This window comes from Microbacterium sp. NPDC090281 (genome assembly GCF_044769635.1).
Taxonomy (GTDB): domain Bacteria; phylum Actinomycetota; class Actinomycetes; order Actinomycetales; family Microbacteriaceae; genus Microbacterium.
On sequence record NZ_JBIVYH010000001.1, the window covers coordinates 2,571,241 to 2,587,106 of the forward strand.

The following is a 15,866-nucleotide window of genomic DNA, read 5'->3' on the forward strand; positions in this document are numbered from 1 at the left end:
GCTAATGCAGAACCCCACCACTGACACACGTCCCCGCTACCGCGAACGACTCGCTCCGAGCCTCTGGCTGCTCGTGACCGTCGCCGTGGCCGGCCCCATGGTGTCGCTCGTCTTCGTGCCGATCGGCTCGACCGTCGCGCTCGTCCTCGGCGCGGCAGTCTCCGCGCTCCTGGTGGCGGGCTTCATAGCGGCCACGCCCGTCGTCTCGGTCGTCGGCACCGTGCTGCGCGCGGGCCGCGCGCATATCGACACGAAGCATCTCGGCGAGCCTGTGGCGCTGACCGGTGCAGAAGCCCGCGAGGCTCGTGGTCCCGGTCTCCCGGCGCGCGGATGGCATCTGATCCGTGGCGGCATCGATGGCATCGTGGTGATCCCGAACCTCGATCAGGACGACCCGGTCGATGCGTGGACGATCTCCACCCGAACACCGGACCGCCTCGCCGCAGCGATCCACGCCTCCCAGAACTGAGAAGCGCCCGTACACGACAGCGCGCCCCTGACCGGAGTGGTCGGGGGCGCGTGATACGTCGCTCGGAGGACTGCTTACGCAGCGCACTCCTTGCAGATGGGCCCGGATGCGCCCTCGTGGTCGAGCTGTGAGCGGTGCTTCACGAGGAAGCAGCTCATGCACGTGAATTCGTCCTGCTGCGCTGGCAGCACGACGACGTCGAGCTCGAGGTCGGAAAGGTCGGCACCCGGAAGGTCGAAGCTCGACGGGTTGTCGGAGTCTTCGTCCCCGCTAGAGCCGGAGGATTTGTCCGGCACACGCTCCTTGAGGGCTTCGATCGACTCGGAGTCGTCTTCGCTCTTTCGGGGGGCGTCGTAATCGGTTGCCATGCGGTAAATCTCCACTTTCATGGTGCGAGTGGGTGGTGCGCCGTCGGGTATCGGCGGCCATAGTTTGCACGACCGGACGCGATAACGCAAATGCTGTCCGTTCGACAGAGCAAACTCACGGCACGCCCAGGGTATTCCCGGCCCCGACGCCCCATGCGTGACACCATGATCGGACACCCATCAGAGGGGCATTCGCATGGAAAACGTCACCATCGTCGGCACAGAAGCAGGAGTCCTCGTACTCGCGACCGAGTCGGGCGAGCGGTTCGCGCTGCCCATCGACGACATGCTGCAGCGCGAGATCCGTCGCGCGACCCGCCAGAGCGAGCCGACCGCGCAGAAACTCGCCGCGAGCCCGCGCGATATCCAGGCGCAGATCCGTGCCGGTCTCACCGCGCCCGAGGTTGCCGAGCTGCTCGGCATCAGCGTCGATGACGTCGCCCGTTTCGAGGGGCCTGTCCTCGCCGAGCGCGAGCACGTGATCGGGCAGGCGCTCGCGGTTCCCGTCCTCATCGGCAGCGAAGTCGAGCCTGACGCGCAGCCGACCTTCGGCGTCGCCGTCCGCGCGAAGCTCGCCGAGATCGACGCCACGTCGGAGCGCTGGGCGAGCTGGAAGGAGGACTCCGGCTGGACCATCAAGCTCGAGTTCGCTGCCAACGACGTCGAGCACGATGCCCGCTGGAGTTTCGATCCTCGCCGCAGCGCTCTGTCGCCGCTCAACGCCGACGCCACGCAACTGTCTCGGCAGGGTTCCCTGCCTGAAGGCCTCATCCCCCGCCTGCGCGCAGTGGATGCCGACCGGATCACCTCTCCGTACAAGGACGAGAGTCGCTTCGACTCCGGTGCTTTCGGCCCGCGCCTGCTGCCTGCGCCGGACGCGGAGATCGAAGATCCATCCCTCCCCGAGCGCTCCGACGCTGCCGCGCAGGATGCAGCGATCAAGCGCGCACCCGCCGCACAGACGACGAGCCCGGAGACGGCCGATCTTCTCGAGGCGCTCCGTCGTCGTCGTGGCCAGCGAGAGACCGCGCCACTGCTCGATGACACCGAAGACTCTGAGCGCTCCGACCCGAGCCCGATCTCGCTCTTCGAGGCTTTCGACCAGCCTGCCGACGAGCCGGAACCGCCGACGCCCGCTCCTCAGGCGACCAACGCTTCAGATTCGGGTGACACCAATGGTCGCCGGCGCCGCCGCAACGCGATGCCCTCGTGGGATGAGATCGTCTTCGGTGCCCGCACCGACGAGTGACTCGCGGGTGACCGTGTCAGCTCGGCGATTCAGCGAGCGAACGCGCCGAGCCGGATCAGCGGAACCTGTCGCTCCTCAGGTGTGAGAGCACCGTGCTGGCCGACCATGCCGCGCCCGCGCTGATCTGCCGCCGTCCCGTCGTAGACAGCCCAGGTGCCACGGGCGATCACGAGAACGTCGCCGATCCGCGATGATGCCGCGGCGGTGACCGTCGGACCGAAAAGCCCGCCGCGCACGGCTTCGTCGCGGGTGACGACGTCGGCAACACCCTCCAGGTCTCTCCGCAACCTTGCCGTGACGGCGGCCGTATCCGCATCGGGTTCGAGGTAGGCGTGCAGCATCCGGGGCTCTCCACCGACATGGCGGATGCCTTCGAGATGCTCCTCCTCCAAGACGACCTGCCGATTCGGCGCCACATCGACCATGCCGTGATCCGACGTGACGAGCACGCCGACCCCGGGCGGCACCCGCATCGACAACGCGGCGTCGACATCCTCAAGTGCCGCGACCCACTCGCGAGAGGCGATGCCGTGCTTATGGCCGGCCTTGTCGACTTCGGGGAGATAGCAGTAGACGAGCGAACCAGGATGAGCGTGGGCGAGCTCGTAGGCGGCTTCGATGCGTGAACCCGCCGTCGTGGCCGCGACGAACTCCGCTCCGCGGAGCGTTGCCTTGGTGAACCCGCTGTGCGCGTATCCGGCGAAGCCGACCGCGAAACTCGCATGACCGCTGTGGCCAGCCCGCTCGAAGATGGTCGGTGCCGACTGCCACGTGAGCGGATCGATCCCGTCGGTCTCCCAGCCGCTGAGCTGGTTGACGAGGAGGTCCCGGCTCGCATCGAGCACCCGATAGCCGACGAGACCATGCTCGCCCGGCCACACTCCGGTGACGATGCTCGTGAGCGCCGCCGCCGTGGTCGAAGGGAACACCGACTGGGCGACATCCTTCTTCGTCATCCCGACGGTGAGGGCACGTGCGTGCCCTGTGTGCCCGCGGAGGCTGATCGCACCGAGACCGTCGATCACGACGAGGACGACGGACTCCGCGCGAGGGAGCACCGGGGATTCGCCGCGGAGCACGGCGAACAGGTCGTCCGCCACCCCGACGACGCTCCGGGCGCTCGGCGACGCGGACGGTAACATGAGGGACATCCGAGCCAGTCTGACACAGGCTCCCGTACGCCCTCAGGAAGTCCATGCCGAAAACCCCGCCGCCCGAGCCTGTCGAGGAGCGCATCCAGGACATCGATCTCTCCACAGAGATGCAGGGCTCGTTCCTCGAGTACGCGTATTCGGTGATCTACTCGCGCGCTCTGCCCGACGCCCGCGACGGCCTGAAGCCCGTACAGCGTCGCATCCTTTACCAGATGGCAGAGATGGGCCTGCGCCCCGATCGCGGTCACGTCAAGAGCGCGCGCGTCGTCGGCGAGGTGATGGGTAAGCTCCACCCCCACGGCGACTCCGCGATCTACGACGCCCTCGTCCGCCTGGCGCAGGAATGGGCTCTTCGCGTGCCCCTCGTCGACGGACACGGAAACTTCGGATCCCTCGACGACGGTCCAGCCGCTGCCAGGTACACCGAGGCTCGACTCGCGGCCGCGGCACTCGCGCTCACCGAGAACCTCGACGAGGACGTCGTCGACTTCATCCCGAACTACGACGGTCAGTTCCAGCAGCCGGCCGTGTTGCCCGCCGCATTTCCGAACCTTCTCGTCAACGGCGCGAGCGGGATCGCGGTCGGCATGGCGACCAACATGGCGCCGCACAACCTCATCGAGGTCGTGGCCGCGGCCATTCACCTCCTCGAGAACCCGGATGCCACGACCGAGGACCTGATGGAGTTCGTGCCGGGACCGGACTTCCCCTCCGGCGGCATCCTGATGGGCCTCGACGGCGTCAAAGACGCCTACACCAACGGGCGCGGTGCCCTCAAGGTCCGCGGGAAGACGTCGATCGAGCCCCTCGGCCCTCGACGCACCGGCATCATCGTGTCGGAGCTGCCGTACATGGTCGGCCCCGAACGCCTGCTCGAGAAGATCCGCGATGCCGTGCAGTCGAAGAAGCTGCAGGGCATCAGCGACGTCACCGACCTCACCGACCGCAACCACGGTCTACGCGTCGCGATCGGCATCAAGACCGGGTTCGACCCGAACGCGGTCCTCGATCAGCTCTATCGACTGACTCCGCTGGAAGACTCCTTCAGCATCAACAACGTGGCCCTGGTCGAAGGGCAGCCGCGCACGCTCGGGCTCAAGGAGATGCTGAGCGTCTACGTCGGCCACCGTCTCGAGGTCATCACGCGTCGCAGCCGATACCGGCTGAGGCGCCGCGAAGAGCGCCTGCACCTCGTCGAGGGCCTGCTCATCGCGATCCTCGACATCGACGAGGTCATCCAGGTCATCCGCTCCTCGGACGACTCCGAGCAGGCCCGTTCGCGCCTGCGTTCCGTCTTCGACCTGAGCGAGCTGCAGGCGGAGTACATCCTGGAACTGCGACTGCGCCGCCTGACCAAGTTCTCCCGTATCGAGCTCGAGACCGAGCGCGATGCCTTGCTGGCGGAGATCGCGGCCCTCCGAGAGCTCCTGGGCAGCCCCGTGCTGCTCCGCGCCGAGGTCGCCAAGGAACTGGATGCCGCTGCAGACGCTTATGGCACCCCTCGGCGCACGCTGCTGATGAACGCTGCGCCGCCCAAGCCGCGCGCCACGAAGGGCGCGGTCGATCTGCAGATCGCGGACGCACCTACGGTGCTCTTGCTCTCGACCACAGGACGCACGGTCCGCGTCGATCTCGGCGAGGGCCAGGAGCTCACTGTCCCCGCGCGCCGCAGCAAGCACGACGCGATCCTGACCACGGTGGAGACCACCGTCCGCGCCGAGCTCGGCGCGCTCACCAGCCTCGGACGCGTCGTGCGCTTCTCCCCCGTCGACCTTCCCTCCGTGCCGGCCACGTCGGTGCAGCTCGCAGCGGGGACACCCCTGCGTGACTACCTCGGCATCACGACCAAGGGTGAGCGGATCGTCGGGTTCGTGCGCTTCGACAGCGAGACGCCGATCGCGCTCGGCACCGCGCAGGGCACGGTGAAGCGCATCGTCCCCTCGACTCTCCCCGTGCGTCCTGACCTCGAGGTCATCGGCATGAAGCCCGGCGACACCGTCGTCGGCGCGGCTGAGGCGCCGGACGACGCCGAACTCGTATTCGTCACGACCGACGCCCAGCTGCTGCACTTCGCGGCATCGTCAGTGCGTCCGCAAGGCGCACCTGCAGGAGGCATGGCGGGCGTCAAGCTCGGATCCGGTGCATCGGTGCTCTTCTTCGGCGTGGTCGATCCGACGGCGGAGGCCGTCGTTGCGACCGTATCCGGCGGCGAGAGCATCCTGCCCGGCACTGATCCGGGACGTGCGAAGGTGTCGTCTTTCGCCGAATACCCCGCCAAGGGCCGGGCCACGGGCGGCGTGCGCGCGCATTCGTTCCTGAAGGGCGAGGACCGGCTCACCGTCGCATGGGTGGGTCCGAATCCGCCGCAGGCCGTCGACCCGACCGGAGCCGTGCGCAAGCTGCCAGAGGCAGGAGCACGACGTGACGCATCCGGTCAGCCCATCGACGGTGTGATCGGCAGCATCGGGCGAACTCTCGTCTGAGCGAACCGGAGGCCGCGGATCACCGTCGGCCTCCGGTTCGGCTCAGGCGTCGATCGACTCGCGCGACAGCCGGTCGGAAGAGTCGATGATGAACTCGCGACGAGGAGCGACCTCGTTGCCCATGAGCAGCTCGAACACGCGGCCCGCGGCCTCTGCATCTTCCATGCGCACCCGACGCAGCAGACGCCCGGAACGATCCATGGTCGTGTTCGCCAGCTGCTCGGCATCCATCTCGCCGAGACCCTTGTAGCGCTGGATCGGCTCGTGCCAGCGCTTGCCGGCCTTGCGAAGCTTCGCCAGCAGCGTGTGCATCTCCTGCTCGCTGTAGGTGTAGATCGTCTCGTTCGGCTTCGAACCCGGGTTCATCACGATGACCCGGTGCAGCGGCGGGACGGCCGCGAACACGCGGCCGTGCTCGATCAGGGGACGCATGTACCGGAAGAACAGGGTGAGCAGCAGCGTGCGGATGTGCGCGCCGTCGACGTCGGCGTCGCTCATGAGGATGATCTTGCCGTAGCGGGCAGCGTCGATGTCGAATGTCCGTCCGGAGCCGGCGCCGATCACCTGGATGATCGACGCGCACTCGGTGTTCGACAGCATGTCGCTGACGGAGGCCTTCTGCACGTTGAGGATCTTCCCGCGGATCGGCAGCAGCGCCTGGAACTCGCTGTTGCGCGCGTTCTTGGCGGTGCCGAGTGCCGAGTCACCCTCGACGATGAAGAGCTCGCTGCGCTCGACCTCGTTCGTACGGCAGTCGACGAGCTTCGTCGGAAGCGTCGAGGACTCCAGTGCGTTCTTGCGGCGCTGTGTCTCCTTGTGGGCGCGCGCGGAGACACGGGCCTTCATCTCGGAGACGATCTTGTCCAGCAGCTGCGATGCCTGATTCTTGTCGTCGCGTTTGGTCGAACTGAACCGCTGGGCCAGGTCCTTCCGGATCACCTGTGCGACGATCTGCCGAACGGCAGGCGTACCGAGAACCTCTTTGGTCTGCCCCTCGAACTGCGGTTCGGGCACGTTGACCGTGAGCACGGCGGTGAGTCCGGCGAGGACGTCGTCTTTCTCGAGCTTGTCGTTGCCGACCTTCAGTCGGCGGGCATTCTGCTCGACCTGTGAGCGGAGCACCTTGAGGAGCTCCTGCTCGAAGCCCTGCTGATGGGTGCCGCCCTTGGGCGTCGCGATGATGTTGACGAACGAGCGGACCTTGGTGTCGTACCCGGTGCCCCAGCGCAGCGCGATGTCCACGGCACACACACGCTCCACCTCGGTGGCGATCATGTGTCCGTCGGCCTGAAGGACCGGAACCGTCTCCTTGAACGTCCCCTCGCCCTGGATGCGCCAGTTGTCGGTGACCGGAGGGTCGACGGCGAGATAGTCGACGAACTCCGAGATGCCGCCCTCATAGAGATAGGAGGTCACCGACCCTTCAGCCTGCAGAACCTCTGAATCGGAGTCCACGGCGACATCGGCGTCCGGCGCGACCGGGCGGTTGGTGCGCTCGTCTGCGACGACGATCTCGAGCCCCGGAACGAGGAATGCCGTCTGCCTGGCGCGCGTCTCGAGATCGGCGAGCTGGAAGGCCGCATCCTTCGTGAAGATCTGCTTGTCCGCCCAGTAGCGCACTCGGGTGCCGGTGACACCACGAGGCGCCTTGCCGATGACCCGCAGTTCGCTGTTCTCCTGGAACGGTGTGAAAGGTGCATCCGGGCGCTTCTCGCCGGAGTCTTCGAAGATGCCGGGCTCGCCGCGGTGGAACGACATCGCGTAGGTCTTGCCGTTGCGGTCGACCTCCACGTCGAGGCGCTCGGAGAGCGCGTTCACGACCGAGGCGCCGACACCGTGCAGTCCACCGGATGCCGCGTAGGAGCCGCCACCGAACTTCCCGCCGGCGTGCAGCTTCGTGTAGACCACCTCGACGCCGGTGAGACCGGTGCGCGGCTCGACGTCGACGGGGATACCGCGACCGAGGTCGTGCACCTCGACGCTGCCGTCCGCATGCAGGATGATGTCGATCTTCGTGCCGTTCCCGGCGACCGCCTCGTCGACGGAGTTGTCGATGATCTCCCAGAGGCAGTGCATGAGTCCGGGCGACCCGTTCGACCCGATGTACATTCCCGGGCGCTTGCGGACGGCCTCAAGGCCTTCAAGCACCTGAAGATGATGGGCGGAGTACTCGGCATTCACAATCTCCGAGTCTAATCTCGCGAGCTCCTCCGGCTCCGCAGACACTCCCCGCGAGAGGCCACTTGGCCGCGGGCCCGTACGCGCTGAGCGAAACACGCCGCAAACCGGGCATGCGTACAGGTGGAGCGTGGTTGTATTGACCAAATCCCCCAGCGAAGCCGACACCCGAGGAGGCACCGAGATGAACGCAACGACCGAACGTGACACCTCCACCGTCGAGTTCCGCCTGACCGCCATGGATCGTTGTGATTCATGCGGCGCTCAGGCGTACATCGCCGCTGAGGTCAACGGATCCGAGCTTCTGTTCTGCGCCCACCATGGTCGCAAGTACGAAGAGAAGCTTCGCAGCATCGCCACCAGCTGGCACGACGAGACCGCCCGTCTCGTCGAGACGGTCTGATCCGTCGACTGACCGAGGTCAGTCGGCGACGACCCTACGCACGCGTGATGTGAGCCTGGTGAGGATCTCCTCGCCAACGGTGTCGATCCGCTCTGCGAGGGTCGTCGCCGATTCCTCGCCGTGAGCTCCATCACCGAAGACGACGACTTCGTCGCCGATACGGGCGCCCGGCCAACTGCGGACGACCGAGGTCGTGTGACCGATAGACGTGAGTTCTCGCTTGCCGCCCGGCGTACCGACGCCGGCGCCGGACAAAGACGACGGGAGTCCGTCGAAACTCCCGATACCGATCGTCGCCTCGTTGTCGGCGATGTCTGTGACGGTGGCGATGAGGCTCGCCGCCGGGCGGATGCCCTCGAGCTCAGGCCCGTCGGCTGAACGGACGCCGTAGCAGAACGCGCCGATACGAGACATGGTGCCGCGAAGCTCTGGTCGCCACCACGACGCAGCGGATGCAGTCAGATGCAGCGCAGCAGGCGTCGTACCGGACTCCCCCACGACGCGGACAGCATCGAGGAAGACCGTCTGAGCGACATCGTCGTCCGCATCGCTCGCCTCGGCGATGTGGCTCCACACGCCCTCGATGTCGAGATGACCTGCCCGCTCGGCCTGCCGCGCTTCGATCACGGCTGACACCCAGTCCTCGGGAAGGATGCCGTTGCGGTGCAGCCCCGTATCGATCTTCAAGTGCACTCTGGCGCTCGTGCCGAGAGCTTCTGCGCGCGCGATGATCCGTCTCAGGTACTCGATCGTGCCGACGCCGAGATCGATCCTCTGCAGCAGAGCGTCATCGATCTCCCCATCGGTCGACGTGACCCAGGCGAAGATCCTGACATCGCCTCCGGCTACTCTCCGAACCGCTATCGCGCTGCGGATGTCGTAGCTGCCGAACCACTCGACACCCGAGTCGACCGCGGTCTCGACCGCCCAGGAGAGTCCGTGTCCGTATGCGTCGTCCTTGAGGACGAGCATCAGGGCGGACGGGGCGATACGTGCGCGCACGGCCTCGACGTTCGCGCGGAGGGCGCCGGAGCTCAGGCGGAGCTCGGGGCGCGTCATGCTTCCCACCCCCGTACGGCGTGTGCTCCGGCGACGGCGACGAGCTCCGCGGAGTCCATCCCGGTCACCGCGGCCCAGCGCGTGATACCTGCCGCCAAGGGACCTTCGCCGCCGAAGTACGTGACCGCCGCCCCGACCTCTGCATCCTCACCCTGGAGGTCCACCACGCAGACGTCCATGGCAACCCGCCCGACGATGGGCCTGGCGATGCCGCCGACTTCCACATCGGCGCGATTGCCGAGTGCCCGCACGATCCCCTGCGCATATCCCCCGGTCACGAGGGCCACCGTGGTCGCCTCCGCGGCACGATAGGTGTATCCGTAGGAGACCGCATCGCCCGGCCGCAGGCGCTTCGTCGAGAGGACACTGCCGGTCAGGCGCATCACCGGTCGCGTGATGAGCGTGCCGGCGTCATCAGGGAGGCCGTAGAGGAGCATCGGATCGATATCGGGCACACCGGTGGTGACACCGTGGATTCCTTCAAGCTTTAGCGCTTCGACCTCTCCTTGCGCGTCGACGAGCACCCGGTCAGCACCGGCAGCGGCAACCACCTGAGCGACGGCGAGAACACCGTGACCCCACGCGTCGCGGCGGAGATCGGCGATTCGACCACCCCCGAGCACGGCCGCCGTGGCTCCCGCAGCCAGGGCGGAGCGCGAGATCATCGCGCGCGGCAGGGAGCTGGAAGTCGTCTCACACACGTGTTCCACCCTAGCTTCCGCCTCCCAGGTCAGCCGCCGTGGCCCCCGTAGACTGGTGGAGACCCCGACCCTGGAGCCTCATGTCTCGTCTTTCCCTCGCGCCCCGCATCCGCTATCTGCTGGGACGTGCCCGCCGTATCGATGTCGGATCGGTGGTGGAACGTGCCAAAGAGGCATCTGAGCAGCACCACAAGGCTGTCCCGGCCATCGTCGTCGACATGCTCTGGTCCGCCGCGCGTCACAACGTCGGATTCCAGGACTACATCGACTACGACTTCGCCATCCTGACCAGGTCCGAGCGTGAGACCTACATGACGCATCCGGTCTCGAACCAGCTCTCGCAGCGGTACGACCACCCGGACTACCGCTGGATCTTCCAGGACAAGGTCGAGTTCGACAAGCAGTTCTCCGAGTACCTGCATCGCGAGTGGATGGTCGTCGAAGCGGGCAACGCGGATGCTGTGCGCGAGCTCACGCAGCGCCTGGGCACGATCGTCACGAAGGAGCCGGTGGGACAGGCCGGCACCGGCGTGCACCGCTACCACGCCGCCGACATCACCGACTGGGACGAGTTCCACCGCGGGCTCCTGACTCGAGGCGAACTGCTCATCGAAGAGGTGATCCGCCAGCACGATGCGCTTGCGGCCGTGTGCCCCGGCACCGTGAACACCACTCGCATCACCGCATTCTTCGACGGCGAGAAAGCCCACATCCTCGCCATGGCGCAGAAGTTCGGCCGCGGCGCAGTGAGCGATCAGATGACGTTCGGCGGCTTCTACACGATGCTCGACGAGAACGGACACGCCGTGGGCGCCGGCTACGACTCGCACGGACACGTACATGAGACGCATCCCGATTCCGGCTTCCGCATCGCCGACTTCCAGCTGCCGTACATGGACGAGGTGCGCGCATTCATCGACAAGGTCGCTCGCGTCGTGCCGCAGGTGCAGTACGTCGGCTGGGACATCGTCGTCTCTCCGGACGGACCGGTACTGGTCGAAGGCAACTGGGGCGCCGGCGTGTATGAGAACAAGCCCAGCGTCACCGGTATCCGCACCGGCCACAAGCCGCGCTACCGCGAGGCCATCGGCTTCTGAGACAACGAGAAGGCCCCGGATGCGCAGCATCCGGGGCCTTCTTCATGAGTTCTCGCGGGTCAGATCTCGCGCACGATGCCGAGCGGCGTGGACTCCAGGCCCTGACCGAGCGGGTTGTCGCCGAGGATCTTGATCAGGCGACGTTCGCCGTCCTTGTCGAGCGTCGATCCGAGGATGTTGCCGCCGAGGTCGTTGATGTCGACCACGGCGACCTCAGCCTGACCGCCGATAAGGGCCTTCACGCGTGCGGCGACACCGTCGGGATCCTTCGGTCCGAGCACGACCGCCTCGTTGTAAGGCGGGATGGTGTGCTTGGTGGGACCGTCGATCGCTCGCGCCTTGTCGCCCGCGATGCGGTAGAAGTCACCGCGACGACCGAACGCCTTGGTGACCGCTGCGACCGCTGAAGCGAACAGGATGCGTGGCGTACCGCATTCACGCAGCGCCATCTCCATCGTCTCCGGCATGCCGAGCCCGATGCCGTAGGGCGTGCGGGTGACGTACTTCGAAAGGAACAGCGCGAGCTTGCGGGGCTTGATCTCATCGAGACGGTACGAGCGTCCCTGCGTGATCGCGACGATCTTCTCGGTCACGAACAGCAGGTCGCCCGGCTGCACGTGATCCTTCGCGTACTCGGTGATGATCGCATCGAGATCGTCTTCGGGCATGACGACTCGGGTACGCAGCGGAATACGCGCATAGCTCTTGCCGTCGACGCTCGCCTCGAGCGCCTTGCCGTCGTTCGCGGTGCCGTTCTCCTGGCTCATTCGAGGTAGTCCCGCAGGGACTGCGAGCGGCTCGGGTGACGCAGCTTCGCCATGGTCTTCGACTCGATCTGGCGAATGCGCTCACGCGTCACGCCGAACGTGTCACCGATCTGGTCGAGGGTCTTGGGCTGGCCGTCGCCGAGTCCGAAGCGCATCCGGATCACGCCGGCCTCACGCTCGGAGAGCGAGTCGAGCAGCTGCTCGAGCTGACGCTGCAGCATGGTGAAGCCGACTGCGTCGGCGGGAACCACGGCCTCGGTGTCCTCGATGAGGTCACCGAACTCGCTGTCTCCGTCTTCGCCGAGCGGCGTGTGCAGCGAGATGGGCTCGCGGCCGTACTTCTGCACCTCGACGACCTTCTCCGGCGTCATGTCGAGCTCACGGCTGAGCTCTTCCGGAGTGGGTTCGCGACCGAGGTCCTGCAGCATCTGCCGCTGCACGCGGGCGAGCTTGTTGATGACCTCGACCATGTGCACCGGGATACGGATCGTGCGGGCCTGGTCGGCCATGGCGCGGGTGATGGCCTGACGGATCCACCAGGTGGCGTACGTCGAGAACTTGAAGCCCTTGGTGTAGTCGAACTTCTCGACCGCGCGGATGAGACCGAGGTTGCCCTCCTGGATCAGGTCCAGGAACTGCATTCCACGGCCGGTGTAGCGCTTCGCGAGCGAGACGACCAGTCGCAGGTTCGCACCGAGCAGGTGGCTCTTGGCGCGCTGACCGTCACGGGCGACCCACTGCAGGTCGAGGCCGAGCTGGCCTGTCTTCTCCGCTGCACTCATCGCGGACAGCTTCTCCTCGGCGAAGAGACCTGCCTCGATGCGCATCGCGAGCTCGACCTCTTCGGCCGCGTTCAGCAGCGCGACCTTTCCGATCTGCTTCAGGTAGTCCTTGACCGGGTCCGCCGTCGCGCCGGTGATCTGCGTCGAGTAGACCGGGACATCTTCGTCATCGTTCGAGGAGATGACGATCGCGCCGGTCGGCAGCGGCTCGGTGAACTTCGGCTTGGAGTCTTCGTCGTCGTCGTCACTGTCGTCGGTAGCGCCAGCAACAGGAGCCTCGTCTTCTTCGACGACGTCCTCGGACTTCTTCTTCTTGACGGGGGCACGCTTCGCGGCGGCGCGCTTGGCCGCGCTCAGGGGCGCAGGCTTCTCGGTAGCTTCGACCTCGGCCGAAGCGTCGGCGGTCGTCTCTTCGGCAGCCTTCTTCGTCCGGGTGTTCTTCGTCGTGGCAGGAGTCACGTTTCGCCTTTCACGGAGCTGCTGTGTAGCCCCGGGACATTTCGGACACTAGTAAGACCCTTGTCAAGTCCAGCGCTCGAAAACACTGATTGACAACGGGTCAGAGTCCTAGTATCGCACACGTGTGGCGATGCGGACGCATTCCGTCGAAGTTCTCCTGAATCGGTCTCAGCCGCGGCCCGGCTTGTCCTCATCGCCAGAGGGCCGTGACGCCAGATAGCGCTCCAGCTCAGCGGCCAGTTCGTCGGCGCTGGGAAGGTCGCGCTCGCTGAAGCCACCCTCGTCGTAGGAGTCATCGTCAGGATTGCGCCCCGCCATGTAGGCGTCATAACGGCGCTCGAGGTTGTGCACCATCTGCTGCAGCTCGTCGTTTCCCGCCACCTGCTCGTCGACGCGCTTCAGATAGTCTTCCCGACGCTCCTGGACGGCATCGAGCATCAGCACCAGGCCCGTCGACGCCATCAGACGTTCGGCTGCGGCGATGACGGCATCAGGATTCTCGGTCTCGGCAAGGTAGTGCGGGACCAGCAGGACGAAGCCGACCGCACGGTCGCCTCGCTCGACGAAGCGGAACTCGAGCAGATGGCCGGCGGTCGCCGGCACCTGGGTGCGCGGCCGCCAGACCGAGTGCGCGACCGTGAGTTCGCGGCGGTTTCCGCTGACGGTGGTACCGATCGGGCGGGTGTGGGGAACAGGCATCGCGATCGAGTGCACCCAGTGCAGGCCGGAGACCTCGAACTCGCTGGCCAATGCGAGGACGGTGCTCGCGAAGAGGTCCCAGGCGAAGTCCGGCTCGTAGCCGGCGAGAAGGAGGAACGGGCGCCCGAGCGCATCCGTCGCGAGCGACAGCTCGAGCCTCGGCGGCTTGAACTCGGTGAGATGGTCCTGATCGAACGAGATCACCGGGCGGCGTGCGCGGTAGTCGAGCAGCGCGTCGTTCTCGAACACGACGACAGGCTCCGGCGACGCCGTCTCACGAAGGTGGTCGATGAGGCCGGACACCGCGCTGCCCGCATCCGTGAAGCCGGTGAGCAGCAGCACCAGCGGCAGGCCATGCGGCACTGCGGGCGCGTTCGCGACGCGTTCGTGGATCTCACCGGAGAAGGGCATGTGTCCATGCTACGAGCAGGTCCGGATACCGGGGCCCGGTGCTTCATGCTGAGAGCGAACACGCACACGGAGGGCGCGCGACCTCGCTGCGGCGGAGATCCTAGGATGGAGACATGACGCTTCCCGTGCTCTCGCACACCACTGATCTGTTCCCCGGAAGCGCTGCAGATGCCGCAGTGCTCGTCGTCGCCGCTCTTCCCGGTTCGGCGGAATCGCTGACGGCCTATCCCGGCCTCGCCGATGCGCTGGCCGGTGTCGGCTTCACCGGTTCGCCGGGATCGTTCACCCGCGTGTATGCGCCGGAGGTGACGTCGCTGCCTTTCGCGGTCGTCGGCGCCGGTGACAAGCCGGATGCGGCGGCGGTGCGCAACGCGACCGGAGCGGCGCTGCGAACGCTCACCGGCTTCGAGCACGTCGCGGTCGCCCTCGCCGAGGGTCTCGAGTCCTTCGCCGCGGCAGCGGCCGAGGGCGCTGTGCTCGGTGGACACAAGTTCGACGGATACCGGACCGAGAAGGGCAAGACGCGCGCCACCGCGATCACCTTGCACGCCGCACTCGACGACGAGGACGCCGAGTACGCGCAGACCATCGGTGACGCGGTCGCGCTCATCAAGGACCTCGTGAATGTCCCCGCCGAGTGGCAGAGCCCCGCACAGCTCGCCCAGAGTGCGGCCGACAGCGTCGCCGACCTCGACGTCGCGGTCGAGATCCTCGATGAGACCGCCCTCGCAGAAAAGGGCTTCGGTGGCATCCTCGGCGTCGGGCAGGGCTCTGACCGCCCGCCGCGGCTGGTGCGTCTGGACTACTCCCCCGCCGATGCCACGCGACACATCGCGCTGGTCGGCAAGGGCATCACTTTCGACACCGGCGGTCTGTCGCTGAAGCCCGCCGCATCGATGGTCGGCATGAAGTTCGACATGGCAGGAGCTGCGACCTCGCTCGCCGCGATCCGCGCGATCGCCACGCTCGGCCTCCCGGTCCACGTGACGGCATGGCTCTGCATCACCGACAACATGCCCTCCGGTCGGGCACTGCGCCCCGGCGACGTCATCCGCATCCTCGACGGCACGACGGTCGAGGTCAACAACACCGATGCCGAGGGTCGGCTGGTCCTGGCCGACGGCCTGGTCGCCGCGAGCCGCGAACACCCCGACGTCATCATCGACGTGGCAACCCTCACTGGCGCCATCGTCGCCGCACTCGGCCACCGGCACACCGGCGTCTTCGGCGACGTCGAGACGGTCTCCTCGTTCATCTCCGCGACCGCGCAGGTCGATGAGCCCGCCTGGCACATGCCGCTGCCGGAGTACATGGAGGAGTCGCTCGAGTCCCCCATCGCCGATCTGCAGAACGCGAACATGGGCGATCGGATGGGCGGCGCCTCGTACGCCGGCCTGTTCCTGCGCCGCTTCGTCGGGCGCACGTCGGATGCCGAGGACGCCCCGCGCATCCCGTGGGTGCACCTCGACATCGCGGGATCCGGCGAGCACGCCGGAGCCCCCTACGGCTTCACTGAGAAGGGCCCCACCGGGGCGATGGTCCGATCGATCGTCGCCTTCGCCGCAGCATCCCACACGGAGGCATGAC

General features: G+C 66.8%; 14 protein-coding genes. 6 read left to right on the plus strand and 8 right to left on the minus strand.

What is annotated here, in order from left to right; all coding sequences use genetic code 11:
• Positions 1-4 precede the first annotated feature (4 nt).
• A complete protein-coding gene (locus ACIQTX_RS12360) occupies positions 5-469 on the plus strand; it encodes a DUF3093 domain-containing protein (protein WP_402972424.1) in 465 nt (154 codons plus the stop codon).
• 74 nt (positions 470-543) lie between these two features.
• Here the strand turns inward: ACIQTX_RS12360 and ACIQTX_RS12365 are convergent, their stop codons facing one another.
• A complete protein-coding gene (locus ACIQTX_RS12365; RefSeq protein ID WP_028501760.1) occupies positions 544-837 on the minus strand; it encodes a DUF4193 domain-containing protein in 294 nt (97 codons plus the stop codon).
• Positions 838-1,033: 196 nt separating this feature from the next.
• On the opposite strand from ACIQTX_RS12365, the gene sepH reads away from it, so the two are divergent.
• The gene (gene sepH, locus ACIQTX_RS12370) at positions 1,034-2,086 is read left to right on the plus strand and encodes a septation protein SepH (RefSeq protein ID WP_402972426.1); all 1,053 of its coding nucleotides are present in this window, start codon (positions 1,034-1,036) and stop codon (positions 2,084-2,086) included.
• A gap of 29 nt (positions 2,087-2,115) precedes the next feature.
• Here sepH and ACIQTX_RS12375 read toward each other — a convergent pair whose 3' ends face one another.
• A complete protein-coding gene (locus ACIQTX_RS12375; protein ID WP_402972428.1) occupies positions 2,116-3,237 on the minus strand; it encodes an alkaline phosphatase family protein in 1,122 nt (373 codons plus the stop codon).
• A 44-nt stretch (positions 3,238-3,281) separates the two neighbouring features.
• Between ACIQTX_RS12375 and ACIQTX_RS12380 the strand changes: the two genes are divergently transcribed.
• A complete protein-coding gene (locus ACIQTX_RS12380) occupies positions 3,282-5,723 on the plus strand; it encodes a DNA topoisomerase (ATP-hydrolyzing) subunit A (RefSeq protein ID WP_402972430.1) in 2,442 nt (813 codons plus the stop codon).
• Positions 5,724-5,765: 42 nt separating this feature from the next.
• On the opposite strand, the gene ACIQTX_RS12385 is transcribed toward ACIQTX_RS12380, so the two are convergent.
• A complete protein-coding gene (locus ACIQTX_RS12385; protein WP_402973053.1) occupies positions 5,766-7,907 on the minus strand; it encodes a type IIA DNA topoisomerase subunit B in 2,142 nt (713 codons plus the stop codon).
• Positions 7,908-8,085: 178 nt separating this feature from the next.
• Between ACIQTX_RS12385 and ACIQTX_RS12390 the strand changes: the two genes are divergently transcribed.
• Positions 8,086-8,304: a hypothetical protein gene (locus tag ACIQTX_RS12390; protein ID WP_021200689.1), complete on the plus strand. Its 219-nt coding sequence runs from the start codon at positions 8,086-8,088 to the stop codon at positions 8,302-8,304.
• Between the two features lie 18 nt (positions 8,305-8,322).
• Here the strand turns inward: ACIQTX_RS12390 and ACIQTX_RS12395 are convergent, their stop codons facing one another.
• Positions 8,323-9,363, minus strand: a complete 1,041-nt coding sequence (locus tag ACIQTX_RS12395; RefSeq protein ID WP_105525276.1) for an alanine racemase — start codon at positions 9,361-9,363, stop codon at positions 8,323-8,325.
• Positions 9,360-10,064, minus strand: a complete 705-nt coding sequence (locus tag ACIQTX_RS12400; RefSeq protein WP_258131183.1) for an alanine racemase — start codon at positions 10,062-10,064, stop codon at positions 9,360-9,362. Before ACIQTX_RS12400 ends, ACIQTX_RS12395 begins: the two co-directional genes overlap by 4 nt.
• Positions 10,065-10,144: 80 nt before the next feature.
• Between ACIQTX_RS12400 and ACIQTX_RS12405 the strand changes: the two genes are divergently transcribed.
• On the plus strand, positions 10,145-11,161 hold the full coding sequence (locus tag ACIQTX_RS12405) for a sugar-transfer associated ATP-grasp domain-containing protein (protein ID WP_105525275.1): 1,017 nt from the start codon (positions 10,145-10,147) through the stop codon (positions 11,159-11,161).
• Between the two features lie 59 nt (positions 11,162-11,220).
• Here ACIQTX_RS12405 and ACIQTX_RS12410 read toward each other — a convergent pair whose 3' ends face one another.
• The 3 genes from ACIQTX_RS12410 to ACIQTX_RS12420 form a co-directional block, all read right to left on the minus strand.
• On the minus strand, positions 11,221-11,928 hold the full coding sequence (locus ACIQTX_RS12410; protein ID WP_402972433.1) for a coenzyme F420-0:L-glutamate ligase: 708 nt from the start codon (positions 11,926-11,928) through the stop codon (positions 11,221-11,223).
• Positions 11,925-13,169: an RNA polymerase sigma factor gene (locus ACIQTX_RS12415; RefSeq protein WP_028501751.1), complete on the minus strand. Its 1,245-nt coding sequence runs from the start codon at positions 13,167-13,169 to the stop codon at positions 11,925-11,927. The genes ACIQTX_RS12410 and ACIQTX_RS12415 overlap by 4 nt, the downstream gene beginning before the upstream one ends.
• Positions 13,170-13,337: 168 nt before the next feature.
• On the minus strand, positions 13,338-14,279 hold the full coding sequence (locus ACIQTX_RS12420) for a proteasome assembly chaperone family protein (protein WP_028501750.1): 942 nt from the start codon (positions 14,277-14,279) through the stop codon (positions 13,338-13,340).
• Between the two features lie 113 nt (positions 14,280-14,392).
• On the opposite strand from ACIQTX_RS12420, the gene ACIQTX_RS12425 reads away from it, so the two are divergent.
• Positions 14,393-15,865 carry a leucyl aminopeptidase gene (locus tag ACIQTX_RS12425; RefSeq protein WP_402972436.1) on the plus strand — a complete coding sequence of 491 codons (1,473 nt, stop codon included), beginning with the start codon at positions 14,393-14,395 and terminating at the stop codon, positions 15,863-15,865.
• The last annotated feature ends 1 nt before the right edge of the window (position 15,866 follow it).

What these genes read in the sequence shown, in the direction of transcription:
- ACIQTX_RS12420 (WP_028501750.1), bottom strand. Translation starts at nt 14,279, where the DNA reads ATGCCCTTCTCCGGTGAGATCCACGAACGCGTCGCGAACGCGCCCGCA.
- ACIQTX_RS12405 (WP_105525275.1), top strand. Translation starts at nt 10,145, where the DNA reads ATGTCTCGTCTTTCCCTCGCGCCCCGCATCCGCTATCTGCTGGGACGT.
- ACIQTX_RS12360 (WP_402972424.1), top strand. Translation starts at nt 5, where the DNA reads ATGCAGAACCCCACCACTGACACACGTCCCCGCTACCGCGAACGACTC.
- ACIQTX_RS12390 (WP_021200689.1), top strand. Translation starts at nt 8,086, where the DNA reads ATGAACGCAACGACCGAACGTGACACCTCCACCGTCGAGTTCCGCCTG.
- ACIQTX_RS12380 (WP_402972430.1), top strand. Translation starts at nt 3,282, where the DNA reads ATGCCGAAAACCCCGCCGCCCGAGCCTGTCGAGGAGCGCATCCAGGAC.
- ACIQTX_RS12395 (WP_105525276.1), bottom strand. Translation starts at nt 9,363, where the DNA reads ATGACGCGCCCCGAGCTCCGCCTGAGCTCCGGCGCCCTCCGCGCGAAC.
- ACIQTX_RS12375 (WP_402972428.1), bottom strand. Translation starts at nt 3,237, where the DNA reads ATGTCCCTCATGTTACCGTCCGCGTCGCCGAGCGCCCGGAGCGTCGTC.
- ACIQTX_RS12365 (WP_028501760.1), bottom strand. Translation starts at nt 837, where the DNA reads ATGGCAACCGATTACGACGCCCCCCGAAAGAGCGAAGACGACTCCGAG.
- ACIQTX_RS12425 (WP_402972436.1), top strand. Translation starts at nt 14,393, where the DNA reads ATGACGCTTCCCGTGCTCTCGCACACCACTGATCTGTTCCCCGGAAGC.
- sepH (WP_402972426.1), top strand. Translation starts at nt 1,034, where the DNA reads ATGGAAAACGTCACCATCGTCGGCACAGAAGCAGGAGTCCTCGTACTC.
- ACIQTX_RS12410 (WP_402972433.1), bottom strand. Translation starts at nt 11,928, where the DNA reads ATGAGCCAGGAGAACGGCACCGCGAACGACGGCAAGGCGCTCGAGGCG.